This window comes from Butyricicoccus sp. OF27-2pH9A, from assembly GCF_027693185.1.
Lineage (GTDB): Bacteria > Bacillota > Clostridia > Oscillospirales > Butyricicoccaceae > Agathobaculum > Agathobaculum butyriciproducens.
This window is the reverse complement of the sequence record NZ_JAQEXK010000005.1, coordinates 17088-41642: the sequence shown is the minus strand read 5'-3', so window position 1 is coordinate 41642 and position 24555 is coordinate 17088. Positions and strand designations below refer to the sequence as shown.

Here is a 24555-nt window from a genome sequence, read left to right as displayed (position 1 = left end):
AGCATTATAGCAGAAATGCACGGAAAAGAAAAGTCACTTTACACAGTAAAGTGTTCAAATTTGTTTTGCACAATACCCCAGATTGATACAGTATTTGCACAAAAAAGGAGACGGTCAGGGACCATCTCCTTGCAAATGCGTTATTTCTCTTTGGGCCGGATGTCGATGGACGGGTTGTAGGCGTAGTAATTCTTGGCATCCAGATTATCCTGCACAACGCGCAGTGCGTCACCGAACCGCTGGAAATGCACGACCTCCCGTTCCCGCAGGAATTTGAGCGGCTCACGAACATCCGGGTCGTCGATCAGGCGGAGAAGGTTGTCGTAAGTTGTTCTGGCTTTTTGCTCTGGTACGATGGGATAAGAACAACTTTTGAGGGGAATTTGTACAAGCCTTTTCATGCTGCGGTGTGACAAGAACAACAAAATTACCGTAAAATGACAAAAATAAAGCAGGACAAGCTGTTTCCTAAAATACAAACCATATTACGTCAAAAACTGGTAAAGCGAAAGCCGTTCTCAAAGAAGGACGGCTTTTTCATTACCCGAAAAAGGAGAAGATCATGCTTACTCAATATAAAATCTATTGTTTGTTTGCCAGACCGCCGCCGTTCAGCGTACAGATAGTATGACAATTCATGTAATAGCAGGAGGGATACTCATGTACTACAACACCTGTCCGCACTGCGGGGCACACTTGGACCCGGACGAGCATTGTGACTGCCTTGCCCGTGTGCGCGGTAAGAAAATCCGCACCGGCAACTGTCGTATCCATGGCACGATGGGCCGCACGAGGTATGCGCGTGACCGTACTTAAACTCGGCAGTCTGTTCGATGGAATCGGCGTGTTTCCGCTGGCGGCGGTACACTGCGGCATGGAACCTGTGTGGGCGAGCGAGATCGAAGCACGCCCGATCTCCATCACCAAACGGCATTTCCCGGATATGCTGCACCTGGGTGACATTACAAAAATCAGCGGCGCAGAGATACCGCCGGTCGATGTGATTACGTTCGGCTCGCCCTGTCAGGACTTGTCGCAGATTGGCACGAGAAACGGTTTTGCGGGCAAGAAATCCAGCCTGTTTTATCAGGCAATGCGAATTATCGAGGAGATGAGATATGCAACCAATGGTCGGTATCCAGCTTTCTGTATTTGGGAAAACGTTGCAGGAGCGTTTTCTTCAAATGACAGGCTGGATTTTGCAGCCATGCTCAGTGCGTTCACAGGTGCCGAGGTTTCAGTGCCTCCTCGTGGATGGGCACACGCCGGAATGGTGCGAGGGGGATGCGCTGATACCGCTTGGCGACTGCTGGACGCCCAGTATTGGGGAGAACCCGCCCTCGTACAGCGGCGCAAGCGCGTGTTCGTCGTGGCAGATTTTGCAGGCCAGCGTGCCGGAGAAGTATTATTTAAGCCCCGGACTGTGCTCCCGTTTTCTACGATTAGCGGTCCGGGCGGGTTGTCCGCCACCCAAAGAGGTGGAGTGCCTGTTGCTCAAACAGGGCGGCAGGTACCCATCGTTAGACCGTTTTCCCTTCGGCGGATGCGAACTATGGCACAGGTCGGAGATCAGAAAGGATTCTGCGCCAGCTTCGGACGAGGAGGAGAACCGTTCCCAACTCTGCTTGCCAGTGTAACAGCACCGTTTTCGTTTTGGTACGAGGGTGAGGAACGGGACGGATTCCTGCGCGTTCTGACACCGCTGGAATGTGAGCGGTTGATGGGTCTGCCTGAAAACTGGACAAAGTACGGCTGCAAGAATGAAGAAATCAGCGATCATGCCCGTTATCGCGCACTTGGCAACTCGATTGCTCTGCCGTGTGCAGAATATGTGATGGCGGGTATTGCGGAAGTAATGAATTAGAATTCGGAGGTCTTTTTATGGAACTGAAATTTGTTATCCCGAATATGGCGAAGTCGCTCGGCAATCTGGAATTTGGCGGTCCGGCCGAGGTGAAGCGCGGCGACACCCGCCGCAACGGCACCCAGACCAAGGTGCTGTACCGCCGCTACAAGCTGTTCAGCGATGTGCAGCGTGCGGATGATATTGAGGTCGTGATCGACGGCGCGGCTGGTCAGAAGCAGTTTTCGTACATGGAGCCGGTAAAGCTCAAGAATCCGTCTGTGACGGCTGAGGGCTACGTTATCAACGGCCGCGCGTTCGTGGACTACATTCTGCACGCGGAAGATATGGAAAAGGCGTAAACGAGAAAGGACGGTACGATTTATGAGATTCAGCAATGGTTTTTTTGGTGAAAATGAAGCAACGCTCGGCACGCTGCGTTTTTCGGCAATGCGCCGCGAGGTGTTCGAGGAGAACGCAGACGGCACGCCGTCCGAGGTGGTCAAGGAGCGCACCTACGATCTGAAAAGCGACAAGCAGGGCCGTATGATTCAGGTCAGTGTTCCGGCGAGCGTTCCGGTGCGCGATTTTGCGTACAACGCGGAAGTGAAGCTGGTCAACCCGATGTTCGGCGCCATCGCTCATGTGACGTTCGGCAACAGCGCCGAGGTGGACTGGTACATCAAGGCGGACGATCTGGTGCTCAAAACGCCCGCACAGAACAGCCAGCCGCACAAGGATATTCCAGCGGATAAGAAATCGTAATGCACAGGCTGTGTAGAAATCGCGGCAGGCGGATTCGCCCGAGCGATAAAGATTTGGTGTTCCGAACGGTGTTTTTCCTGCTGTTCGCGGTGTTTGCCGTGACATTTGTACTGCTGAATATCCGCACAGACTGGCGCAGTCCGTCCGTGGCTTACCTGCTGTTCAGCGCGGCCATGGGTGTAAAAGTGTGTACCGTGACGGCGTGGCTGCTGTACCGCCGGTTTCCGGACAAGCTGAATGAAATGCGCCATCGGCAAAAGCTGGCGCGCATGGTACTGGAAAACCAGTGGTATGAGCAGAGCGACACCAAACAGTCCGAGGGATTTTTTAAGGACCTGCCTGCAAGTTCAAAACCGAAGATTGCCCGTTTTCCGCGAATGTATTACCGCATGGAAAACGGGCTTTTGCATATCACGGCGGAAATTACGCTCGGAAAGTTTCAAGAACCGCTGCTGCATTTGGAAAATAAGCTGGAAAGCGGCCTGTATTGTGAACTTATCAGCAGGGAACTGCTGGACGGATTTGTGAAGTACACGCTGCTGTATGATATGATCGCAAACCGTATTCCAATCTCTGAGGTTCGCGTGGAGAATGGCAAAATGCGGCTTATGCAGAACACTTATTGGGAGTTTGACAGTCTGCCGCATATGCTGATCGCGGGCGGTACAGGCGGCGGCAAAACGTACTTTATCCTGACGTTGATTCGGGCATTGTTAGAAACTAATGCGGTTTTGTACATTCTTGACCCGAAAAACGCAGATTTAGCGGACTTATCCAGTGTCCTGCCGAATGTATACAGCAGCAAAGAGAAAATCGTGCAGAGTATTACCGATTTCTGCACGGCTATGCACGAACGCAGTGCGGATATGAAGCGCATGGAAAATTACAAAACCGGCGAAAACTATGCATATCTCGGACTTTCACCGCATTTTCTCGTGTTTGACGAGTACGTTGCGTTCATGGAAATGCTGATAAGCAGGGAGCGCGAAGATGTGCTCAACAAGCTGCGGCAGATCGTTATGCTGGGACGGCAGGCGGGATTCTTCTTGATTCTCGCTTGTCAGCGCCCGGATGCTAAATACCTCGGTGACGGTATCCGCGACCAGTTTAATTTCCGAGTTGCGCTCGGCAGAATGTCCGAACTTGGATACAGTATGATGTTTGGCGAAACGAAAAAGGAGTTCTTTTTCAAGAATATCAAGGGCAGAGGTTATGCCGATACCGGAAAGGGGGTGATTACGGAGTTTTATACTCCGATCGTGCCGAAAGGGTACGACTTTTTGCAGGAGATTGGGAGGTGTGCAAAATAATTATGTAGCAACAATGTAGCTACATAATTGACGCATAGAATACGATGTGTTATACTAAATTTGAAAAGGAGGTCTGCAAGATGGATAATGTTATTTCTTCTGCAAAAACAGATATGTTCCGTATTCGCATGAATCCTGAAATTCGTGAAGAATTGGAGCAGATTTATGCAAAAACGGGGTTGACACTCACGGACGCAATCAATGTGTTTTTTCAGCAGTCATTAAATGCAGGCGGTTTCCCCTTTGCAGTGACAGGAGATAATGCGGAAATTGTTAAGGCAAAGGCTCTGGCACGGTTGGTGAAAGAACTGAAAAAGGGCGATGATTGCACCGAAAGCTATTCTGCCGAGCAGGCCCGGGCTATGTTGGGTATTGCTGAATGAGAATTAAATTTAAGAAAACTGCTGTTGAAGATATGCGGGCAACGAAACGATATATTAGGGAGCAGCTTAACAATCCGTCAGCAGCAGCAAAATTAACTCGTCGGGTGTATGACGCGATTATGCTGTTAGAGGATAATCCGTTTATGGGCACAGAATTGTGCAGTCGCTATGCGGTAGATACGGACATTCGGTTTTTAGTAGTAGCAAAGCAGATTGTGTTCTATCGTGTTGTGGGCAACGAATATGTAGAAGTTACCCGTGTACTTGATGGGCGTCAGGATTATATGGCGCTGCTTTTTTGAAATTAAATATGTACACGCAAAACGCGCAGAGGAAAGAACTCTGCGCGTTTTTCTATGCCCTTGCGCCGTCCGTGCGGCGGCGTGCAGCGCGAAAGCCGACGGCACGGAACGGTGCGTTGGGCGCGGCGTCAGCCGCGCCCGAACGTCGGAACCCCCTTTCTCTAACAGGGGGGTACAAATCGGACAAGATAGGCGAACTGCGCAAAATTTTGAACAAAATCAACAGGAAACGGAGGTAAAATTGCAAAACAGAACTTGGATAACGGACTTTCGAGCAAAACGGATGCAAATCGGCATATCCGAACAGGATATGGCGCTGGAAGCCGGATTGACAACAAAGTATTACCGACGGTTGGAGCAGGAGAATCTGTCCGTGCCGCAAAAGGTACGCAGGCGGCTGAAAGACGCGCTCATTCGGCTGCACCCTGAGCCGCTGACACTGCTGTTCGACTATGTGCGTATCCGCTTTCCAACAATGGATGTGAAGCACATCATTGAAGATGTACTTCGGCTGAAAATGAAATATCTGGTGCAGGAGCCGCGTGGAATGTACGGCTACACGAGCACTTACCGGATTGGTGACGTGATGGTGCTGACCTCACCGCTGGAAGAAATGGGCGTGCTGCTCGAACTTCGCGGCAAAGGCTGTCGGCAGTTTGAAGCGTATCTGGACGGACAAAAGCAGACTTGGTACGAATTTTTCCGCAAGTGCATGAAAGAAAAGGCGGTGTTCAAACGGGTAGACCTCGCGGTGAATGACTTGGTGGGTATGCTGGATATTCCGCTGCTTATCAGCAAATGCCGCAAGGAGGAGTGCGTTTCGGTGTTCCGCAGTTTTCGGGCGTTTCGCTCGGGCGGGCTGGTAAGTCGGCAGGAGCAGGACAGCGCCCACATGGGCGCAACGCTGTACATCGGTTCGATGCAGTCGGACTTGTATTTTTGCCTGTATGAGAAAGCCTATGAGCAGCTTGTGAAAAACGGTACGCCGCTCGAACAGGCGGACATTCAGAACCGCTTTGAAATCCGGCTGAAAAATGAGCGGGCGGACAACGCCGTGTATGATCTCGTGTCGAACGAGAACCCGGAACAGACAGCGTTTGGCATTATCAACCGCTATGTGCGTTTTGTGGATAAGGAAAGCAGCAAACCGCGTGAGGAATGGCCGCTGAACCCCAAGTGGGAAACCTTTATCGGCAAGCACCGCAATACGCTCAAACTGACAACTGCACCCGAGCCGTACACGCTGGAACGGACGCTGAACTGGTTTTCGCATCAGGTGGCACCGACGGCGAAAATGCTCCTGTTGATCGACCAGAAGTGCGGGACGACCCATGTAAGGGATATTCTGGACAACACGGAACTGCGGGACAAGCACCGAAAAATCATTCAGCAGAAGATGAGAACGGTTAATGAAATGATTCAAATGGAGGAAAACGAATGAATTTTGGCGTAAATCTGTATAACTGGCTGCTGTCGAACGCCCAGCCGCTGGTGCTGGTTGCTATCGTGGTGATTGGCCTGTATCTCGGCTTCAAGCGCGAGTTTACCAAACTGATCGGCTTTCTCGTGGTGGCCATGCTGTCGGTTGGTCTGGTGTTCAATGCGGCAGGTGTTAAGGATGTTCTGCTGAATCTGTTCAATCAGATTCTCGGTGCGTAAGGCTGGCTGAAAAGTCAGCCTTTTCTTGTGGAATGAGGTGGAAATATGGAAGAAATGAGTGTTTATATTGCCAATCTCGGAAAATATAACGAGGGCGAACTCGTTGGCGCGTGGTTTGAACCTCCTATCGACATGGACGAAGTGAGAGAGCGTATCGGGCTGAACGACCAGTATGAGGAGTACGCCATCCACGATTTTGAACTGCCGTTCGAGATCGGCGAGTATACACCCATCGAGGAGATCAACCGCTTGTGTGAAATGGTGGAGGACCTGCCGGACTACATTCGGGATAACATGGGTTCGCTGCTCAGTTATTACAGCGGTGTGGAGGATTTCTGCGAGCACGCGGACGATATTATCCTGTGGAGCGGCTGTGACACAACAGCCGATGTAGCGGAACAGATGTTAGATGATGGTCTGATTTCAGATGAAACGCTGAGACGGTATTTTGACAGTGCACAGTACGGGCGCGATCTCTCGATGGAGGGCGATTTTGTGGAAACCAAAGACGGCGTATTTGAACTGATTCGATAAAAGGAGGGACGCTGCGAGAATGGTGAGGGGGGTGAAGCACGGCTGTGTGTAACTGCCGACAGGGAGTTATACATCAACCGTGCAGGGGGAGAGGAAAGACGCCTGCGGCTGGAACTCGTTCCTTTCCCTCTGACTCTCTATATCATGTAGAAAAGTGAAAAGGAGCTGCAATTTGAAAAAGCTAAGAAGTTACAGCAGTGTATGGAAAGTCGAACAGGTGATATACTCGTTCGGTGACGCAAAACTGCCGACACCTGTCACCGTGACCCAGCTACTTTGGCTGGTGGCAAGCGGCGCGCTGGTATTCGTGTTCCGTAAAGTGCCGCCGCTGGTGCTTATTCATAACCCGCTGATTTTGTGCGGTATTCCGTTCGGCGTGACGTGGTTTATGAGTAAAAAGACTTTTGACGGCAAGAAACCGTATAGTTTCGTGTGCTCGGTGATCGCCTATGCGCTGCGCTCGAAAGTCACCTTTACTGGAAAGTCTGTCCGGCTGAAAAAGCACCGCGAGAACGCGGATATTACCGTAGTGAGGAGTGAGATTATCCGTGCCGTACCCCATTAAATATATCGAAAATAACCTCGTTTGGAACATTGAGGGCGAGTGTTTTGCCTATTACGAACTGATTCCGTTCAACTACTCGTTCCTCTCGCTGGAACAGAAAGACGCGGTGCATGACGCTTTCCGGCAGTTGATCGCGCAGAACCGTGATGGCAAGATTCACGCTTTGCAGATTAGCACAGAAAGCAGTATCCGCGCCGCGCAGGAGCGTTCCAAGAAAAGTGTGACCGGGCGGCTGAAAGAGATCGCCTGCGCCGAGATTGACGAGCAGACGGAAAATCTCGTTGCTTCTCTCGGTGATACACAGGTCGATTACCGCTTCTTTCTCGGCTTTAAGCTGGTCGTGACGGATAAAGAACTCTCTGTCAAGGAAATGGGAAAGACCGCAAAGAACCTGCTGCATGACGCGGCAAATGCTATTGGTCATTCGTTCATGGGTGATTTTGTTTCCATGCCGAACGATGAAATTCGTCGGTATATCCGCATGGAAAAGTTGATGGAAAATAAGCTGTCGCGTCGTTTTAAGGTGCGTCGGCTAAATAAAAATGACTTCGGCTATCTGCTGGAGCATATCTACGGCAGGACCGGCACGGCCTATGAAGATTTTGCGTTTACGCTGCCACTTAAAAAACGCAAGCGTGATACACTGGTTAAAAAGTACGATCTTATCAAGCCTGCCCGTTGTCTGATTGAGGAAAAACAGCGGTATTTACACATGAAGTCCGAGGATTCGGAAAGCTACGTTGCGTACTTTACGATTTCGGATGTGGTCGGTGAACTGGATTTTCCATCCAGTGAGATTTTCTACTATCAGGAACAGCAGTTTGATTTTGCCATTGATACCAGCATGAATGTTGAGATTATCACAAACAAAGCTGCTTTGCATACGGTTCGCAACAAGAAAAAGGAGCTGAAAGACCTCGATAACCATGCGTGGGAAAACAACTCGGAAACCACCAATCAGGTGGCAGAAGCGCTGGACAGCGTAGACGAACTCGAAAGTGTTCTTGACCAGAGTAAAGAATCCATGTACAAGCTGTCCTATGTTGTGCGCGTTACCGCGCCGGACGTGGAAGAACTCAAACGCCGCTGCAATCAGGTACGCGACTTCTACGATGACGCAAGTATCAAGCTGGTTCGTCCCATCGGTGATATGATGGGACTGCATAACGAGTTTATCCCGTCCAGTAAGCGGTATATGAACGATTATGTGCAGTATGTCACCAGTGATTTCCTTGCCGGTCTGGGTTTCGGTGCAACGCAAATGCTCGGTGAGCGCGATGGTATCTATCTCGGCTACAATGTCGATACCGACCAGAATGTCTATGTTCAGCCTGCCAAAGCGGCACAAGGCGTTAAGGGTTCTGTGACCAATGCGCTGTCCGGTGCGTTCCTCGGCTCTCTGGGCGGCGGTAAATCGCTGTCGTTCAACCTGCTTACTTACTACGCTGTTCTGAATGGCGCGCAGGCTCTTATCCTTGACCCGAAATCTGAACGCGGGCTTTGGAAAGAGAAGTTGCCGGAGATTGCGGACGAGATCAATATTGTCAATCTGACCTCGGACGAGGAAAACAAGGGTATGCTTGACCCGTATATCATCATGCGGAAAACCAAGGACGCAGAAAGTCTTGCGCTGGATGTACTCACTTTCCTTACGGGCATTTCCTCGCGTGATGGCAAACTGTTTCCTGTCCTGCGCCGGGCGGTGCGTGCTGTCACAAACAGCGAAACACGCGGTCTGCTCCGCGTCATTGATGCGCTGCGGGACGATGGCTCGGAAACCGCGCTTGCGATTGCCGATCACATTGAATCGTTCACGGACTATGACTTTGCGCACCTGCTGTTCTCAAATGGCAAGGTGCAGCAGACGATCAGCCTTGAAAAGCAGCTGAATATCATTCAAGTTGCCGATCTGGTTCTGCCGGATAAGGATACCGCGCCTGCGGACTACACCACCATTGAAATGCTGTCTATCTCCATGCTGATCGTCATTTCCACCTTTGCGCTGGACTTCATCCATTCAGACCGCAGTATCTTCAAGATGGTTGGACTTGATGAAGCATGGGCGTTCCTCAATGTGGCACAGGGCAAAACGTTGGCAAACAAGCTGGTTCGCGCCGGTCGTTCGATGAATGCTGCCGTTTACTTTGTCACCCAGAACGCTGGTGATGTGGCAGACGAGAATATCAAGAACAACATCGGCATGAAGTTTGCGTTCCGCTCTACGGATATTAACGAGATCAAGAAAACGCTTGAATTTTTTGGTCTAGATTCCGAGGACGAAAACAATCAGAAGCGGCTTCGCAATCTGGAAAACGGTCAGTGTCTTTTCCAAGACCTGTACGGTCGTGTCGGCGTGGTCAAGTTCCATGTCATGTTCGATTACCTGTTCCATGCGTTCGATACGCGCCCGCCGGTTACAGGGAACGAGGTGTAATGTGTGACAAATGCCTTAAAAGTTCAGAAATTAGCCATTACAGCCTTTATTACGGTTGTGATGGCTTTTCTATTTCTCAATCTGTTCACCGTGCAGGCGCACGCCGCCGGACTGTTGGACGAAACCATCGATACGGCGCACGAGTTCAGCAGGTATCCGATTGATAACTACCAGCTTGACTTTTATGTTGATTCCTCGTGGGATTGGCTGCCGTGGAACTGGTTAGACGGCATCGGGAAAACGGCGCAGTACGCAATTTACCTGTTTACAAACTTCTTGTGGACGCTGAATTTGTACATTTCAAATGCCGTAGGATACCTGATTCAGCAGGCATATGACCTCGACTTCATCAGCAGCGCCGCAAGCGAAATCGGTAAAAACATTCAGTTGATTGCGGGCGTGTCGGCCAGCGGATTGGACAGCACGGGTCTGTTTCCCGGCATGGTGGCGATTGTCACGCTACTGGTCGGCGTGTACTGCACCTATGTTGGACTGGTCAAACGAGAAACGACGAAAGCGTTTCATGCGGCGTTGAACTTTGTGGTCGTGTTTGTGGTGTCGGTCGGGCTGATTGCCTACGCGCCGTCCGCGATTACCGGCGTCAACGAGTTTTCGAGCGACATCAGCAACGGCATTGTCGATGTGAGCGCGAAAATCCTTGCGCCGGACACGGCAGGCGAGAACACCGGTGTTTCTGCGATTCGGGATTGCCTGTTCGGTATCCAAGTTCAACAGCCGTGGCTTATCATGCAGTTTGGCGATTCAGATGTGGAGAATATCGGAGAAGAAAGGGTGAACAGCCTGCTCGGCACTTCTCCGGACGAAAACCGCGGCAAAGACCGAGAAGAAGCTGTAAAAACGGAGTTAGAGGACTACGATAACGGCAATCTGACCGTAACCGAGGTGACAAGCCGGTTCGGCCTATCCGTGTTCTTCCTGATTTTCAATCTGATTGTGTCGGCGTTTGCGATTATGCTCACAGGCAGTATGCTGTTGTCACAGATTTTGTTCATCATCAGCGCGATGTTCCTGCCGGTGAGCCTGCTAATTAGCATGATTCCGGCGTTTTCCGGTACGAGCAAGAGAGCGGTGATTTCGCTGTTCAATACAATTATGCTTCGCGTCGGTACAACGCTGCTGACCACGTTTGTGCTGGTGCTGTCCTCGCTGGCATACACGATTGCAAACGGCAAGCCGTTCGTGGTGGTCGTGTTGCTGCAGGTAATTGTGTTCGCGGGTGTGTACATGGAGCGCGACAAGCTGCTCGGCATGATCGGTCTGCGTGATGAGGGCACGGGTCGTGTCGGTCGAGCCATGACAAACCGGCCGCGTCGGACGATCTCTCGTGCTGTGAGAAAGGCACTGCCATTTGCGGCGGGTGTTGGAGTAGGAAAGCGCTCTGCACAGCGCCATGCCGTACAGAGTACCCAGAGGACGGTTTCGCCCTCTGCAAACCATGAAAGTGCAAGCCGTGAAACCGTTCAGCCGGAAAAGAAGAATCTCGGTCAGAGAGTAGGCGAAACGGCAGGCAAGATTGCAGATACGCCATCTCGTGTGCGGGATAAGGCGGTAGAAACCGTGCAAAAGGTCAAGGACGCACCGACTAATGCGGAATATGCTGTCCGCAGCAATGTGGAATTTGCACGGGAAAGTGTGCGGAAAACTATGCAGAAACGTCGAGAAGCGCGTGCTGCACAGATGGAATCTCGTAGAACTACCACGGCAAGCCGCCGGGAACAGTTATCTCAGCGCAGAAGAGAACGCAGTGAGGGAAATGCGGAGAAGCCAAGAACAGAAAGCACTCGTGTTGCACCAAAGGAGCGTACGACTGTCCTCAAACAGCAGAAAGCTGAACCGGAAAAGCAGATAAGCACACCTGTTGCACCGAAAACAGAACGGCCGGAACGTCCAACAACGACGAAACCGGCCAGACCCGAACAACACGAACCAGAAAAGCCATCTGCACCGCAGAATCGGCCACGGCCGGAACGGATTGAACCGACACCAAAACCGCGGGAAAATCGTCAGACAGTCAAGGACAAGCCGGACCGTCCGGCAGAACGTCCGATGGTGCCGGACAAGCCGAAAACACGATATACAATGCCGAAAGGACTGGACGAAGAAACCTTTGGTGCGGAGTTCAAGCAACGGAAAACCAGAAAAATCACGCGCAAACAGCGGCGTTCGGAGAGCCGAGGTGAGCGCAAGTGATGAAAAAGGCGGCAATGGCAGGTGCTATGGGCTTCGGACTGCTGATTGCTTTACTTCTGTCGATGTTCCTGATTATCGCTTCGGATGAGGATAGCGGCGGAAGTGGCTTGGGTTTGTACATCGGCGTGAATCTCTCAGCGGAAGTGCTCGCGCACCAATCTATGGTAGAGAAATATGCGCGGCAAAACGGTATCAGCGATTATGTCTATGTTCTCCTTGCCATTATTCAGGTGGAAAGCGAAGGCAAGCTGGAGGACGTTATGCAGTCCTCGGAATCTGCCGGATTGCCGGTGAATACGCTCGGCACAGAGGACAGTATCAAACAGGGCTGCAAGTATTTCGCCGAATTGGTGACAAAGGCGGACAAACTCGGCTGTGATATGGACGCTGTAATTCAAGCGTACAATTACGGCAGTGGCTTTCTGGACTTCGTTGCGAAAAACGGCAAGCGGTACACCTTTGAACTGGCACAGGAGTTTTCTCGTCAGCACTCCGGCGGCGTAAAAGTTACCTATAAAAACGAGATTTCCACGCCAATCAACGGCGGCTGGCGGTATAACTACGGCAATATGTTCTATGTCAAGCTGGTAAAGCAATATCTGACACTTACAGGCGGTGATGCGCTCGGAACGGACGCACAGAATCGCATTGTAGAGGTAGCGCGAAATTCAGCAAAGTATGGTATTTCTGCTGCTGGCGGATATTGTGAAACATGGGTGGAAGAAGTTTACCGCAAAGCGGGTGTATCCATCGACCGGCATTGTTGTGCGGGCAAAAATCGTGCGCTGTATACGGTCGGAAAGTCCAGCAAGAATATTCCGCTCGGTGCGATGGTTTACAATGACCCGGCGGTATACCAGTCCCGAACGAACGACACTTGCGGACGAAATGCGGGTCACGTCGGCATTTACATTGGCAACGGTCAGATTATTTCCAACATCGGCGGCACTACTATCGACACCGTAGAGGGTTGGACGGCGTACTATGGTTTCGGCGGCTGGGGCTGGGGCGGTGCTGTGGTTGCACAGAAATAAGACAAAGGAGAACAAATTATGTTTCAGAAAAAGACAGAAAAACAGCAGAAACCAAGGAAGTTGCGTATCTACACGGCAAACAGCCGCAAGCCGGCGGTGATTGCACTGTGGCTGCTGTTCGTCTGCGGATTTGCGTTTGCGGTATATAAGAATTTTACCGCAATCGACACACATACCGTTCACGAAAAGGAAATTGTTGAGCGCCGTGTGGAGGATACCAGCGGCGTAGAAGCGTTTGTGCGGAACTTTGCAAAAACGTACTATTCGTGGAGTGGTAACAAGGATTCCGTTACACAGCGTACCGATGCGTTGACTGGTTATCTGACCGAGGACCTGCAGCGTTTGACTGCCGATACTGTGAGAAGTGACGTTACAGTTTCTTCTTCTGTGCAGGACGTACAGATTTGGTCTGTAGAGCAGAACGTCGAAAACGATTTTGCGGTCGTGTTCACGGTAACGCAGACAATCTCGGACGGCAAGAAAAAAGACACTGTATCCAGCGTGTACAAAACGGCGGTTCACAAGGACGATAACGGCGATATGGTTATCACGCAAGCACCGACGATCACCGGAAAGCCTGCAAAATCTGCATATACGCCAAAAGCCGCAGAACCCGACGGAACGGTTTCTGCGGCCGAGAGCGAGGATATTACGGATTTTCTGACCACCTTTTTCACGCTGTATCCGACGGCTACGGAAAAAGAGCTGTCTTACTATGTCAGTGGTGGTTCTATGCCGTCGGTAAAGTGCGTGGACTATACGTTCAGCCAGCTTAAAAGCACGGTGCTGAACAAGGACGGCGATACCGTAACGGCAACTGTGGCGGTGGAATATCTGGACAGCGTTACGAAAATGACACAGATTTCGCAGTTTGAGCTTGTGCTGAAACTGGTGGATGGGAATTGGAAAATCGTCGGGTGATGTATGCGTTTGTACGGGGAAAAATAGCAAGTAACGAAGTGTGAAAATCGAATACCGAAGAGGAAAAAGGCTCGTCGCAGAATGTTTCGATTCTGAGACGAGCCTTCTATTCTCGCGGTGGCGAGCGCAGAAATTTTATGATTCACTTGATATTTTTATACATGGATACTTAGTTTCTTGCGTTTGTGTATTTGTTTCACACCAAACCAGATAATCTTCATCAAAAGGATATAATACATAATCAATTAACCCAGAAACATTTTCGGACAAATCCAATACTTTATTGGTTGTTATATCCCACACATAAAGTGCATTTCCAGTAATCGGACGCCATGTTATAAAATCGTTTGAAGATTGCAGTTCAGCAAATTCTAAGGTGCTGTCAATATTGTTTGGATATAATTTCGTGGTGGCGTCTATCTGTTTTGACCATTTCTTATGAGCGAAGTCATAACAGTATATCGATTCTGATTTTTGCGGCTGCCACTCCGAAACGCCTACGATAAAAGAGTTTGTGATGCATATTTCCTGCAACGGTTCGGGCGGCTCGATACACATACGTTTATGTTTTTCTATGTCATATGTCCAAAGGGAACTGCCATTAGAATCATATTTTAGATAAACAACATTTTTGTCATTCACAGATGGTGAACCAAAAGTGGTTTGCATGGAATCTGCTGTATCTGCAATTTCCAATTTATGATTGTTCAAATCATAAATTTTTATTGCAGGGTAAATACCATCTTCATTAGCTGTATAGCTGGCGTAAACAACAAAGCTGCCATTTACCGAAAGCGACCACGGGTGCGGGTCAAAATTCCGTGTTTTAGGGAAGAAATCGTTTTCGCCGTCTACGAATATGATTTCTCCTGTACGCAGGTCAGCCGCGTATACAGCCCAATTTTCACCAATAGAACTTCCTACACGCAGCTCGGCATCCTGGCTTTCGGACCAGACAAACCAATTATCCTTATAATCAAAGGTTGTCATGGTGCCGTTTGTTTGCGTGTCCAATTTAATAAGTTCCTGTTGCTCTTGGGTATTTAAGTCAACCGACCTGATATAGTTATCAGCGTAATTTTTATATAATATCTCATGGTCGGATTTGTGACCGATATAAATGCTTTTTTCAAAATCAATATAATCTGATAAGATTACTGCGGTTTCGGTGTATGGTTCAATGGAAGCAGGTAAACTTTTGGTTTCGCGCTCTTGATAAAAATACAGACTGAATATAGTTACTACAGCTAATAGAATACATGAAATGGCAAGGTTCTTTTTCATTACTTTTCTCCTGTAATAGCCATTATAATTTATCACAAATATAGCGGGTAAGACTATAAAATGCTTTACAGTTATTGTGAAAGATAATCGAGTATGTAAATTGTTTATTTCATATTTGCATTATACCATTAAAAGTGGAATTTGTACTGAAAATGCAGAGTTCAGTATGATTTTTGCAGTAAAATGCACAGATGACGAATGGCGTTTTGGAAAGCTGTTGTCTGTTGTTTTACATTTTTAAAATAATCGCTACGGTATATTGATTATTATTCGTTGCGTGTTATGGATTTCTTGATTATCTTTTTCATATTATAGCCGACGGCAACCTAAAGGACTATCTTACTATGTTAGCAATGATTCCATGCTTACATATATAGTCAGCCAGCTTAAAAGCATAGTGTTGAACAGGCATAGCGATACTGTAATGGTAACTGTGACAGTAGAATACTGGATAATGTTATGAAAATGACGCAAATTTCGCAGTTTGAACTTGCGCTGAAACTGGTAGATGGGAATTGGAAAATTGTCGGATAGATAAAAAGCTGAGGTAATCCTCAGCTTTTTATGGTCTTGGTTTGCATTAAAAAAGTCTATCCATGTTCTGCCGCAGCATACGAACCATGCGTTCGCAGTCCAGCATAGTATTATCAGCGCCGAACATGACAGCGGTCTGATCGACCACGCTCGTATCCGGATTGCTGCTGCCGAGCACGACCCGCCCGTTCTTCACGCGGTCCATCACGGCGTCCGCGTTATCGATGAGGAAATCCAGTTCGTTCATCAGGCTGCTGTTGTAGTAGCGGATCGGATTCTCCTGCTCGGTCATGCCGCTGCGGATGGTCTGCGCTTTGCGCTTGATGGAGTCCAGCGCCGCCATGGCGGTTGCCTTATCGGTAACTACATAGTCGGTATAGCCGCCGTTTTTCACCGCAGACGCACAATTCTTGATCTTCTGCGTATCCGTCCGCATATCAAGCAGCTGCTTCATGAGATTTGTCGCGTAGGTTTCCATTTCGGCACGCTTGCTGTCACTCAGCGGCATGCGCAGGAAGATGGCGTTCACGTCATTCTCCGCCTTGGCACTGTACCACGTTACGTCCATGCCGGTCAGCTCACCGATGTTGCGCAGCGGCAGATAGATGGAATTCTGGTAAAACAGCGGATAAATGGTCACGCCCTTCTGGTTTTTGAAGGTCTGCTGTTTGCCGTCCACGAGGACCTTTACGCCCTTATCGAGCGTAGCATGACCGGTCGCACCGACATATTTCACGCCTTCCTTGTGGTACGCATCGTCATCCGCACACGGATACGACTTTTCCGTAGTACCCGACAGGAACACCGTGCGCGATGCACCGTCCCACGAGATATTTTTGCCCATCCAGCGGCCAACCGTGCGCAGCGGCATGTAGGTCGAGCCGTTGTAGCTCAGCGCCGTGTAAACCGTCTTGCCGTCCTCGCTCGGGAAGGTGGCCGGAATGCCCTCTGCATAAATGTCCGCGCTCTGCGGATTGATTTTTACGGCGGTGCGGGGCTGTGTTGTAGTCTGTGTAGCTGCCTGTTCAGCAATTTGAGCTGTAGTGTGTGCCGGAATATTTGCGGCTTGCGCGCCAATACTTGCAGCCATTAGAGAGAAAACACAAACAATACTTCCTAATATGCGTTTCAGCTTCATACGATACACCCTTTCTCTGGTTACTATAATATTGCGTATAATATTACAACGAAGCACAACGGTTACTTTCATTGTACTTCGTTGATAGGGCGCTTAGTAGATGCCGTACAGTTCGGTAGTTACCTCACCAGAACCCGACACCGCGCTGCCAAAAGCTGTGATGTTATCGCCGGGGCTAATGATAAAATTATCTGCACCATACTGAATATCATCATAAAAGAGTACAGTGCATTCACTTTTCGTATTAACAACGCGTCTCAGCTGATAGCAGTTGCTCTGACCCATTGCAGAAGTCCAAACGCTGACGTTCATCTTAGTGATAGAACGATCAATATTATGCATATATACTGCCAAACCACTGTAGTCAACATTTCCGGCCAAGCCATCGGCTAATGTGACTCCCTGGTTGCCATCAACGTTTGTATATACTGTTGCGGTACGCGAATCGCCAAGACGACGGCCATTCGGTGCAGAGCGCGCAGCCTGAAGCATAATACCAGTAGAATCAGACGCCTGTACAGCTGCATTTACAATGATAGAACCCTGCTCATCGTTGGTCGTATCTTCGGGAATTGCTACTTCTACGGGAGTCTGCGTAGTGCTGCCATCAGCCTTGACATGAACGACATTGACAGTAACATTATCACCGGCAAATGCCGAAATCGACTGAGAATTTGCGAGTGCTGAGGACGGAACATCCTGCGAATTTACTGCGCCTGCGCTCATCATAAGAGCGGATGCGGCCATACAGCCTGCGAGCGTTGTGCTCATCATCTTCTTAAATTTGCTCATAGTGTTAATAATCCCTCCATATTCTGGTGTACTCTCGATGATTGCCATCGTATGGGTGCGACAATCATTCATGCTTTTATTGTAGAATAGTATTTGGTACATTAACAATGCGGTGTTGATCTGCATGATTGCAATTTACTTTTGATTGTTGCTCGGTGTAGCAATCTATGCAGATTTTTGTTAAACCATGGGAACCACTTCCATATGATAAAATGTGTATTAAAGAATTGTTTTTGATGTTTGCATTATAACATTTGAAGTAAAATTTTCAATAGATTTGCAGAGTTTGGTATGTCTGGTGCAGAAAGATGCAAAGGTTAGTAATTAAAGCAGGATTTGGTGGATGTATCTGATAATCAGCTAAGGATATGGCGAATAAATAATACATACTTAATAATCAATAGCTAAAAACATATGTGAACGCAAATATAAGCAGACACCAATGCGATTGGCATTGGTGTCTGCTTATGAGTGATATTGTAAGTTTCAGAGTATGCGTTGAGAATTTAGAAACCGCTTGCAAATTCATCAATCAAGAACTGACTGCCGGCCTTTTTTACATAAATCAAGCAGGTAGTACTGGTTTGATTGGGGTCATACACCGAGTTTGCGGCGGGTTTCATTGCAAAAGAACATTCAAAAACGAGTTCTTTGGCTCTTGCGGAATAATCACCGTTATAAGTGCAGGACTTTAGTTTTGCTTCTTTCATACCGAATACGCCAATGCTGTAGTCAAATCCTGCGGCATCGCCGGTGCACAGCGTATTCATCTTCTGATACTGCTGATTGCCGAACAGCGTAAAGAACTCACTGATTACATTTTTAGCAGATGAAACGTCGCTGTCAGAAAAGACAGAATCGTTGATAAGAACAGAACTGGTGCTGCCTTGCCATGTAACCGTTTTACCCAGCCATTCGCTGACAGCGCGTATCGGCACATAAGTCGTACCCTGATAGATCAACGGTTCTACTACCTTGCCGTTTACATCGGTAGCAACCTGTTTCTGGCCGTTCAGGTAAATGGTGATGCCGCCGTAGGTTGCAGTGATTTTGCGGCCATTGACTGCGAAAGCAATCGTACCCAGCAGCATACAGCAAATCAAGCCGATAATTGGGATGCGAAAACGCTTTTTCTTCATGTGCAATACCTCCCTGAATGATTATCGTTGTTACAGCAGGTATGCGTTAGTAGTTTTTGATTACATAGAAGCTGTAATTGCCGTTCAAATCTGCCGAGGAGAACGCAGCGTCTTTTCGATCGGTGGTGTGTGCTGTGTACGCGATTTTAGCACCATCATTGATGCTTACTAACACAATATGACCCGCACCGCTCGAAGTATAGGCAAAGCTGCCAGCCGTAGCATTGGTGTAGCTGGTTTTTGTTGCATAACCCTTGTTTACCATATACGAGGGTACTGCGGATGCACGAATCCACGAAACAGAATCGGCTTTCCAAGTTGCATCGGTGGGAATACCACCAGCATGGATACACTGAGAAACGAAATTAGCGCAGTCACCGCCGTTGCCCTTATAGCTGGTATATGCCGGATTGTAAGATGACCAATACTTGTATGCGTAGTCGCGGGCGGCAATGCGGTTATAGCTGTTGTAGTTATTGATCTTGGTTGCAACCCAAGTGGGGGAAACCATCATGCTCTGAACAGCAGCCTGCGCATCTTCTGCACCATTGCGGTAAATATCATCATACGACCGCAGCTCGTACTCGTTGATATTGACATCATTGTCGAACTCGTCAAGGCCGGTTAGTGTAATGTTGTCCGGCTCGGCAACGGGTGCAGAAATCTTGATGTGATAGGTAAAATCGCTGGTTTCACCAATGTATTCGTCGAACATCTCAACAGTTGCATCCATCGACTGAACGAATGTGTCAACAACATTCTGCTGGGCCGCTGTCAGAGTAACATCCTGATCTAAGCCGAAAGTGGATTTTGCCAACTCCGCCTTATCGGATGCGGCCATTGTGGCATACGAAGAAGCGCCGAGTTCATCCAGATAGCCAGCGATGTACGGCATTTCTTCAACGCTCTGTGCTTTAAGGCGTTCGCTGACAGTTACTGTGGTTTCGTACTGAACCAAGCCGTCGGACTGGGTTACTTCACTGTCATCGAAGCGGAAGCCAACAAGCGAATAGAGGTCTTCATCGCTCTCACGGAAAAAATGCTCAATCTCGTTTTGTGCGGTTGCCTTCAACTGATTGATCGTGGCATCATCGAGTGCGTTGGGTTCCAGTGCAGCGACACCTACGTTGAGACACGAGAGAACCATTACGGAAGAAAGACTGCCTGCAAGAAACTTTTTGATAGTCATACTGCTGTTCACCTCCATGTTAGCAGTTCGGCTTGGATGAAAACTCATTAACTGAACTTACTGCATTGGAGTCATTCCCTTCATTTGGTGTATTTGTATTATACAACATACAGTAAAATACACAATGAGATTGCAGAGTTTGGCAGGCCTGATGCAGTAAAATGTACAAATAAAGAGCGGTAGCTTTGAAGCTATCGCCCTTTATTTTACAAATTCAAAATAATCTCTACGGTATATAGATTATTCTCTTGGTTGATTTGCATCGTGCCGCCAATTTGTTCTACTGTGGAACTGACGTTTTTCAGCCCATAACCATGAATACCCTCGCGTTTCTTAGAAGAAAATTCTGGGTTATAGGGATTGGAAATGCGGTAATACAGAATACTGTCCTTTTGTCTTAAAGTTAAACTTACGATTTTAGGCGTATCGGCAGATACACCGCTGCACGCGCGAATTGCGTTATCCAATGTATTTCCGAGAATAACACTTAAAACCAGCGGGGACAGGGCAAGCTGAGGGGAAACAAAAACGTCGATTTTTAAAGTAATACCAGCAAGCGAGGATTTTCCCAGTGCATCATTCAAAATTGCGTTAATAACCGGATGGTCTACATCAACGATTTTGCTAAGCGAATTAAATGATTTGGTAATGGTTTCGAGATATAACTCTGCTTGTGATACATCACTGTCCTTGACTAATGCAGTAACAGCAGTTAATTGCTTTTTTATATCATGCCACAGGCTTCGCGTTTGCTCGTTAGCGGATTTCATCTGTTCGTAATAAGACAGCTGAGTTTCGAGTTGCTGTTCAGCCAAACGCCGCTGCTGCTCGTTTTCGTAATTTGTACGAATAGATCGCATATATACGAAGAATACAATGTTGATGTACAAAATTCCGGCAATAGAAAGTGTTAATAATATTAAAAGAAAGTGCGATACGGTTCCGACCAATTCCAATGATACAATGCAGATAAATACACTGACGAGCTGGCAGGTCGTGAGTGGGAGCAATTCTTTGAATGGAATATCAAGTAAACCTTTTTTGCCGAACAGTGTGACAATAAAAAGAATGAGCAGCAAGTTTATCAGCTTTGCAAAGATGATAAATATGCAGCGTGCTAACCCCTGTCCGAGGATAACCGTTCGTGAAATGCCGGAGAGATAAAAAGGATATTCACATATTACGTCAACCAACACACTGAGGGTTATAAATGCTGTTGAAGTTAAAAGTGCCTTGCGAACAGTGGATTCAAAAATCGCATATGTTGATACACTGATAATGCTCCAGCTCAGCACGATACGAAGTATGCCCGGCATATGGATACAGCTCATCACGATAATAAAAATACCCACAAGTAAGTATAAATGTCCTTTGTACTTAGTGCTGCGATATTTTGAGTAAAATCCGGATGCAAAAAGATAGAGTAGAAAAGTGTCTAATACACCACTGAGGGCTTCAATTAGCAAAGTCATATGTTTTCCCTCGCAAACTTTGTAAAAGCTGCAATGACATCTTTCTTTCGGTTTCTACTGATTTTGATGAGTTGATGGTCCTGCATTTCTATATCGTCTTTTGTTATGTGAATTACATGATGCAGATTGATTAAGAAACTGGCATGAATACGAAGAAAATTGGCTGATGATAATTGGGGTTCGACCTCTTTCAGGCTCAAGCGAGCTTTGTAAATCTGCTGCTGTGTATGAACGAAAAGCATATAATTACGAGACTCGAAATACAGAATTTCTTGTACAGGGATACGATACAATTCGCCGTTCGAGGAGAATGTAAAATACTGCGGAATAATCAGACGCAAAGCGCGCTTTAGAACTTCGTGGAACTTTGCCTCATTAAGAGGTTTTACAAGATAATGAAAAGCCACATCATAACCACGAATCGTATATTCGGTGCTCTTGGTTACAAAAACAATAAGCGGTTTTGCGCTTCCTGACATAAGTTCTTCTGCAGCATCAAAGCCATTTGTATCATCCATTTCAATATCCAGAAAAATCAATGGGAAAAATGTCGTCTTCGCTGCTGCCAGCAGTTCGTCTGCTGAGGAAAAAAGGACAATAGATAATTCGGGGGCATATCGCTTGACTAATGCTTCGATATTGAGCCGTTCCTGATCTTCATCATCACAAATTGCAATTCGCATAAATACTCCTGTTAAAAATCACATCTCGAAATAAGTTTTAACATTCCAAGGGCTAATTGTTGCTGTTTCTTTGAGAGTTTGGAATAGAGTTGTGCGTATTCTTGCTTCAGTTTTGCGCTTTCTTCGAGTGTTGATGTGCAGAATAAAGATTGTACATCAAGTTCTAATGTCTCAATCAACTGTAATAAAACCGGATAAGATGGATAACTGAGTCCGCGTTCAATTTGGCCGATATATCCGGCGGTTTTTCCGATTTTCTCAGCAAGACGCTCTTGCGTCAACCCTAACTCTTTTCGTTTGGCTTGAATAATTTCTCCAAGACCTGTCATTTATAATCACCTCAGGTATAGCGATACTATTATTCTAAGTAGTATGGATACCAATTAGAAGCGACTAATACTATTATTTTATAATAGTTATACTATCTTTTCAACTAATTACTGCAAAAACATGACTAAACTCTGCAAGGACATTGAAATACTTCAAGAGGTCGATATAATAGTGGGTATCAGGTATAGTAAAGTAAATAAGAGAGAATAGAGTATTTTATGAAGAAATTTGTCGATTCTTATTGTAACTATCTCCAAAAGAAGCGGATTATTGTATCAAATGAGCAATGGGAAATCTGTGCGTATGGCTTGGAATTGATTGTTTCTGCAGTTCTAAATATTGTAATTTTGGTAATGTGTTCATTTATACTACATGAAGAAAGGTATATTTTATTTTACTTTTTGGGATTTATTCCGTTGCGCTTGTTTGCAGGGGGATACCATGCGGATAATCATTTGAATTGCTGTATAATATTTGCAGGAATTTACTTGGTATCAGTTTTTCTGAGATGTATTGCTGAGCCTCCTTTAGTTCTTTGCTTCATTGTGATTGAAATAATATTGATTTTGCTGTTATCTCCGGTCGAATCAGCTAATAAACAGATTACATACAAACGTCGTAGAATTAGCAGAAATAGAAGTATATGGATATTGCTGGCGAATGTGGTTGTATGTATAGTATTTCTTTGGGTTCAGCCCAATAACAGTTATATAGAATACTATCTTATCAGTGGATTTTTAGCATCATCTACGATGATTGCTGGAAAAATAAAATTACATTTTGCAAGTCGTAAAAAGGAGGGTGCATCTTTATGAAAAAATTTATCAACTGGTGTATTGTGCATGGTGGTCAGATTATTACTGCACTGGCAATTGTTGCAGCAACCGCTTCTGTGGGCACTACTTGTCTGTTTGAATCGTATCAGCCGGAAGTTCCAGAATGCCTTCGTGAGCGATAATATGTGGGCGGATGTACAAATATTGAAGTAAAAAATTCAAATCTGTAAAATTTGATCAGAACGCTACTGCAATCCTAATCAAGGGTGTTGTCAGTAGCGTTTTGATTTGTAAAATGTTTTATGAAGCAAAGCCATTTGTATAGCTTAATAGCTGTGCGAAAGGCTTTATTTTTTTGCCCTAAAATCAAAAAGTGCAGGGTATTTCGCTCTTTTATAGATTCCTGGCAAGCCTGTATTGCCCGCTATCCATAATCTCCAATCTCAAACAAAAACTTTGAGATTGGAGCTTGAAAATGAAAAAGTGGCAGAAAAACCGCAACTACAAGCGGATTAAAGATAAGGACGGCAACGTGGTTGCAAACATCATCACTGTGTTCGGACAGGATGTAGAGGTTTCGGACGAGATATTTGATACATACTCGCAGATGGACCGGCGTGCAAGATATATCGGAGAGGATATTCCCGCAGAGAGCGAAATATCGCTGGAACGCACGATTGAGGATGGTATACATATCAAAACGTTGGAAAACGCAGAACTGAGTGCGGAGGAATATTGCTTGCTTGAGGAAGAAGCAGAACATGAAGCAAAAATGCTGGATGAGTTGCCTAAAGTTATTGAATCACTGCCGGAAAGTGACAAAAAGCTGATTAAAGCGCTGTACTATGACGGCTATTCGACCCGAGAATATGCACAAAAATTGGGTATTACGCAGGCTGCAATGCTTAAGCGCCGAAATCGTATTTTGAAGTATCTGAAAAAATATTTTGAAAAATTCTGATTTTCAGGGTGTTCAGTAGGCGTTTTTCTTGGGGGTACAGTGAGGGGATAAATATTCTCTCACTGCTCCTTGGCAACTGAACATCAAACATCAGGTACAAATTCTGTGCGGAGAGCTGCGGCGCAAAGCCGCGAACTGTCGGGCGGCTCCCGACAAGGCGATGACCCGCATAGATGATAATGATACTCCCGATCAGTCACCGTCCGAGCGTTGAAAGCGTCGCAGGCTATGAGATCGGACAACGAGATAGGTGCAATGCCTGTGAGGTCGGTACGCTGCTGACCGCCTGATGTTTC

The 24555-nt window shown here is 47.2% G+C and carries 27 protein-coding genes; 18 read left to right on the top strand and 9 right to left on the bottom strand.

From position 1 onward, the window contains the following. Window positions 1–140 precede the first annotated feature (140 nt). Window positions 141–401, bottom strand: a complete 261-nt coding sequence (locus tag PG722_RS05840; RefSeq protein WP_367399550.1) for a manganese catalase family protein — start codon at window positions 399–401, stop codon at window positions 141–143. 259 nt (window positions 402–660) lie between these two features. Between PG722_RS05840 and PG722_RS05835 the strand changes: the two genes are divergently transcribed. The 15 genes from PG722_RS05835 (at window position 661) to PG722_RS05765 (ending at window position 13961) form a co-directional block, all read left to right on the top strand. Beyond that, window positions 661–816, top strand: coding sequence for a hypothetical protein (locus PG722_RS05835; RefSeq protein WP_158557278.1), 156 nt, complete (start codon window positions 661–663; stop codon window positions 814–816). Next, on the top strand, window positions 773–1864 hold the full coding sequence (locus PG722_RS05830) for a DNA cytosine methyltransferase (protein WP_442867834.1): 1092 nt from the start codon (window positions 773–775) through the stop codon (window positions 1862–1864). The genes PG722_RS05835 and PG722_RS05830 overlap by 44 nt, the downstream gene beginning before the upstream one ends. 17 nt (window positions 1865–1881) lie before the next feature. Continuing rightward, window positions 1882–2205 carry a YdcP family protein gene (locus tag PG722_RS05825; RefSeq protein WP_110437270.1) on the top strand — a complete coding sequence of 108 codons (324 nt, stop codon included), beginning with the start codon at window positions 1882–1884 and terminating at the stop codon, window positions 2203–2205. Between the two features lie 22 nt (window positions 2206–2227). After that, window positions 2228–2608 carry a YdcP family protein gene (locus PG722_RS05820; protein ID WP_110437269.1) on the top strand — a complete coding sequence of 127 codons (381 nt, stop codon included), beginning with the start codon at window positions 2228–2230 and terminating at the stop codon, window positions 2606–2608. Continuing rightward, a complete protein-coding gene (locus tag PG722_RS05815) occupies window positions 2608–3918 on the top strand; it encodes an FtsK/SpoIIIE domain-containing protein (protein ID WP_270579942.1) in 1311 nt (436 codons plus the stop codon). The genes PG722_RS05820 and PG722_RS05815 overlap by 1 nt, the downstream gene beginning before the upstream one ends. Before the next feature lie 80 nt (window positions 3919–3998). Continuing rightward, window positions 3999–4301 (top strand): type II toxin-antitoxin system RelB/DinJ family antitoxin, encoded by a 303-nt coding sequence (locus PG722_RS05810; protein ID WP_110437267.1) that lies wholly within the window; start codon window positions 3999–4001, stop codon window positions 4299–4301. Then, a complete protein-coding gene (locus PG722_RS05805) occupies window positions 4298–4603 on the top strand; it encodes a type II toxin-antitoxin system RelE/ParE family toxin (RefSeq protein WP_116704823.1) in 306 nt (101 codons plus the stop codon). Before PG722_RS05810 ends, PG722_RS05805 begins: the two co-directional genes overlap by 4 nt. A gap of 283 nt (window positions 4604–4886) precedes the next feature. Further along, the gene (locus tag PG722_RS05800; RefSeq protein ID WP_270579941.1) at window positions 4887–6044 is read left to right on the top strand and encodes a replication initiation factor domain-containing protein; all 1158 of its coding nucleotides are present in this window, start codon (window positions 4887–4889) and stop codon (window positions 6042–6044) included. Beyond that, complete coding sequence (locus PG722_RS05795) at window positions 6041–6262, top strand: hypothetical protein (RefSeq protein ID WP_110437264.1); 222 nt, start codon at window positions 6041–6043, stop codon at window positions 6260–6262. Before PG722_RS05800 ends, PG722_RS05795 begins: the two co-directional genes overlap by 4 nt. A 45-nt stretch (window positions 6263–6307) precedes the next feature. Beyond that, on the top strand, window positions 6308–6796 hold the full coding sequence (locus PG722_RS05790) for an antirestriction protein ArdA (protein ID WP_270579940.1): 489 nt from the start codon (window positions 6308–6310) through the stop codon (window positions 6794–6796). A gap of 172 nt (window positions 6797–6968) precedes the next feature. After that, window positions 6969–7361 carry a conjugal transfer protein gene (locus PG722_RS05785; protein WP_270579939.1) on the top strand — a complete coding sequence of 131 codons (393 nt, stop codon included), beginning with the start codon at window positions 6969–6971 and terminating at the stop codon, window positions 7359–7361. Further along, window positions 7345–9795: an ATP-binding protein gene (locus tag PG722_RS05780; protein ID WP_270579937.1), complete on the top strand. Its 2451-nt coding sequence runs from the start codon at window positions 7345–7347 to the stop codon at window positions 9793–9795. The genes PG722_RS05785 and PG722_RS05780 overlap by 17 nt, the downstream gene beginning before the upstream one ends. 3 nt (window positions 9796–9798) lie before the next feature. Next, entirely contained in the window at window positions 9799–12006 is a 2208-nt protein-coding gene (locus PG722_RS05775) for a CD3337/EF1877 family mobilome membrane protein (protein ID WP_442867832.1), read from the top strand. Further along, window positions 12006–13040, top strand: a complete 1035-nt coding sequence (locus PG722_RS14045; RefSeq protein WP_330674658.1) for a lysozyme family protein — start codon at window positions 12006–12008, stop codon at window positions 13038–13040. The genes PG722_RS05775 and PG722_RS14045 overlap by 1 nt, the downstream gene beginning before the upstream one ends. An 18-nt stretch (window positions 13041–13058) precedes the next feature. After that, complete coding sequence (locus tag PG722_RS05765) at window positions 13059–13961, top strand: conjugal transfer protein (RefSeq protein WP_270579935.1); 903 nt, start codon at window positions 13059–13061, stop codon at window positions 13959–13961. A gap of 135 nt (window positions 13962–14096) precedes the next feature. On the opposite strand, the gene PG722_RS05760 is transcribed toward PG722_RS05765, so the two are convergent. From PG722_RS05760 to PG722_RS05725, 8 genes are all read right to left on the bottom strand, one after another. Next, window positions 14097–15245, bottom strand: coding sequence for a hypothetical protein (locus tag PG722_RS05760; RefSeq protein ID WP_270579934.1), 1149 nt, complete (start codon window positions 15243–15245; stop codon window positions 14097–14099). Window positions 15246–15825: 580 nt separating this feature from the next. Then, on the bottom strand, window positions 15826–16869 hold the full coding sequence (locus tag PG722_RS05755; protein ID WP_158579335.1) for a stalk domain-containing protein: 1044 nt from the start codon (window positions 16867–16869) through the stop codon (window positions 15826–15828). 141 nt (window positions 16870–17010) lie between these two features. Next, window positions 17011–17835 (bottom strand): hypothetical protein, encoded by an 825-nt coding sequence (locus tag PG722_RS05750; RefSeq protein WP_270579932.1) that lies wholly within the window; start codon window positions 17833–17835, stop codon window positions 17011–17013. 380 nt (window positions 17836–18215) lie between these two features. Next, the gene (locus PG722_RS05745; RefSeq protein WP_270579930.1) at window positions 18216–18848 is read right to left on the bottom strand and encodes a copper amine oxidase N-terminal domain-containing protein; all 633 of its coding nucleotides are present in this window, start codon (window positions 18846–18848) and stop codon (window positions 18216–18218) included. A gap of 46 nt (window positions 18849–18894) precedes the next feature. After that, the gene (locus PG722_RS05740; protein WP_270579929.1) at window positions 18895–20037 is read right to left on the bottom strand and encodes an amidase domain-containing protein; all 1143 of its coding nucleotides are present in this window, start codon (window positions 20035–20037) and stop codon (window positions 18895–18897) included. 206 nt (window positions 20038–20243) lie between these two features. Then, window positions 20244–21509, bottom strand: a complete 1266-nt coding sequence (locus PG722_RS05735) for a sensor histidine kinase (RefSeq protein WP_270579927.1) — start codon at window positions 21507–21509, stop codon at window positions 20244–20246. Next, window positions 21506–22192, bottom strand: a complete 687-nt coding sequence (locus PG722_RS05730; protein WP_118667910.1) for a LytR/AlgR family response regulator transcription factor — start codon at window positions 22190–22192, stop codon at window positions 21506–21508. The genes PG722_RS05735 and PG722_RS05730 overlap by 4 nt, the downstream gene beginning before the upstream one ends. 11 nt (window positions 22193–22203) lie before the next feature. Beyond that, a complete protein-coding gene (locus PG722_RS05725; protein WP_117491601.1) occupies window positions 22204–22521 on the bottom strand; it encodes a helix-turn-helix domain-containing protein in 318 nt (105 codons plus the stop codon). A 219-nt stretch (window positions 22522–22740) separates the two neighbouring features. On the opposite strand from PG722_RS05725, the gene PG722_RS05720 reads away from it, so the two are divergent. The 3 genes from PG722_RS05720 (at window position 22741) to PG722_RS05710 (ending at window position 24259) form a co-directional block, all read left to right on the top strand. After that, window positions 22741–23337, top strand: coding sequence for an accessory gene regulator B family protein (locus tag PG722_RS05720; RefSeq protein WP_270579926.1), 597 nt, complete (start codon window positions 22741–22743; stop codon window positions 23335–23337). Next, window positions 23334–23480 carry a cyclic lactone autoinducer peptide gene (locus tag PG722_RS05715; protein WP_117491597.1) on the top strand — a complete coding sequence of 49 codons (147 nt, stop codon included), beginning with the start codon at window positions 23334–23336 and terminating at the stop codon, window positions 23478–23480. Before PG722_RS05720 ends, PG722_RS05715 begins: the two co-directional genes overlap by 4 nt. A gap of 350 nt (window positions 23481–23830) precedes the next feature. Next, window positions 23831–24259, top strand: coding sequence for a sigma-70 family RNA polymerase sigma factor (locus PG722_RS05710; RefSeq protein ID WP_158578159.1), 429 nt, complete (start codon window positions 23831–23833; stop codon window positions 24257–24259). Window positions 24260–24555: the final 296 nt, after the last annotated feature.

Excerpts from the sequence above, each read along its gene's own strand:
- PG722_RS05805 (WP_116704823.1), top strand. The coding sequence starts at position 4,298 with ATGAGAATTAAATTTAAGAAAACTGCTGTTGAAGATATGCGGGCAACG.
- PG722_RS05810 (WP_110437267.1), top strand. The coding sequence starts at position 3,999 with ATGGATAATGTTATTTCTTCTGCAAAAACAGATATGTTCCGTATTCGC.
- PG722_RS05820 (WP_110437269.1), top strand. The coding sequence starts at position 2,228 with ATGAGATTCAGCAATGGTTTTTTTGGTGAAAATGAAGCAACGCTCGGC.
- PG722_RS05795 (WP_110437264.1), top strand. The coding sequence starts at position 6,041 with ATGAATTTTGGCGTAAATCTGTATAACTGGCTGCTGTCGAACGCCCAG.
- PG722_RS05735 (WP_270579927.1), bottom strand. The coding sequence starts at position 21,509 with ATGACTTTGCTAATTGAAGCCCTCAGTGGTGTATTAGACACTTTTCTA.
- PG722_RS05740 (WP_270579929.1), bottom strand. The coding sequence starts at position 20,037 with ATGACTATCAAAAAGTTTCTTGCAGGCAGTCTTTCTTCCGTAATGGTT.
- PG722_RS05830 (WP_442867834.1), top strand. The coding sequence starts at position 773 with ATGGCACGATGGGCCGCACGAGGTATGCGCGTGACCGTACTTAAACTC.
- PG722_RS05730 (WP_118667910.1), bottom strand. The coding sequence starts at position 22,192 with ATGCGAATTGCAATTTGTGATGATGAAGATCAGGAACGGCTCAATATC.
- PG722_RS05725 (WP_117491601.1), bottom strand. The coding sequence starts at position 22,521 with ATGACAGGTCTTGGAGAAATTATTCAAGCCAAACGAAAAGAGTTAGGG.
- PG722_RS05715 (WP_117491597.1), top strand. The coding sequence starts at position 23,334 with ATGAAAAAATTTATCAACTGGTGTATTGTGCATGGTGGTCAGATTATT.
- PG722_RS05720 (WP_270579926.1), top strand. The coding sequence starts at position 22,741 with ATGAAGAAATTTGTCGATTCTTATTGTAACTATCTCCAAAAGAAGCGG.
- PG722_RS05750 (WP_270579932.1), bottom strand. The coding sequence starts at position 17,835 with ATGCAGATCAACACCGCATTGTTAATGTACCAAATACTATTCTACAAT.
- PG722_RS05755 (WP_158579335.1), bottom strand. The coding sequence starts at position 16,869 with ATGGCTGCAAGTATTGGCGCGCAAGCCGCAAATATTCCGGCACACACT.
- PG722_RS05825 (WP_110437270.1), top strand. The coding sequence starts at position 1,882 with ATGGAACTGAAATTTGTTATCCCGAATATGGCGAAGTCGCTCGGCAAT.
- PG722_RS05815 (WP_270579942.1), top strand. The coding sequence starts at position 2,608 with ATGCACAGGCTGTGTAGAAATCGCGGCAGGCGGATTCGCCCGAGCGAT.
- PG722_RS05765 (WP_270579935.1), top strand. The coding sequence starts at position 13,059 with ATGTTTCAGAAAAAGACAGAAAAACAGCAGAAACCAAGGAAGTTGCGT.
- PG722_RS14045 (WP_330674658.1), top strand. The coding sequence starts at position 12,006 with ATGAAAAAGGCGGCAATGGCAGGTGCTATGGGCTTCGGACTGCTGATT.
- PG722_RS05835 (WP_158557278.1), top strand. The coding sequence starts at position 661 with ATGTACTACAACACCTGTCCGCACTGCGGGGCACACTTGGACCCGGAC.
- PG722_RS05790 (WP_270579940.1), top strand. The coding sequence starts at position 6,308 with ATGGAAGAAATGAGTGTTTATATTGCCAATCTCGGAAAATATAACGAG.
- PG722_RS05760 (WP_270579934.1), bottom strand. The coding sequence starts at position 15,245 with ATGAAAAAGAACCTTGCCATTTCATGTATTCTATTAGCTGTAGTAACT.
- PG722_RS05800 (WP_270579941.1), top strand. The coding sequence starts at position 4,887 with ATGCAAATCGGCATATCCGAACAGGATATGGCGCTGGAAGCCGGATTG.
- PG722_RS05840 (WP_367399550.1), bottom strand. The coding sequence starts at position 401 with ATGAAAAGGCTTGTACAAATTCCCCTCAAAAGTTGTTCTTATCCCATC.
- PG722_RS05745 (WP_270579930.1), bottom strand. The coding sequence starts at position 18,848 with ATGAAGAAAAAGCGTTTTCGCATCCCAATTATCGGCTTGATTTGCTGT.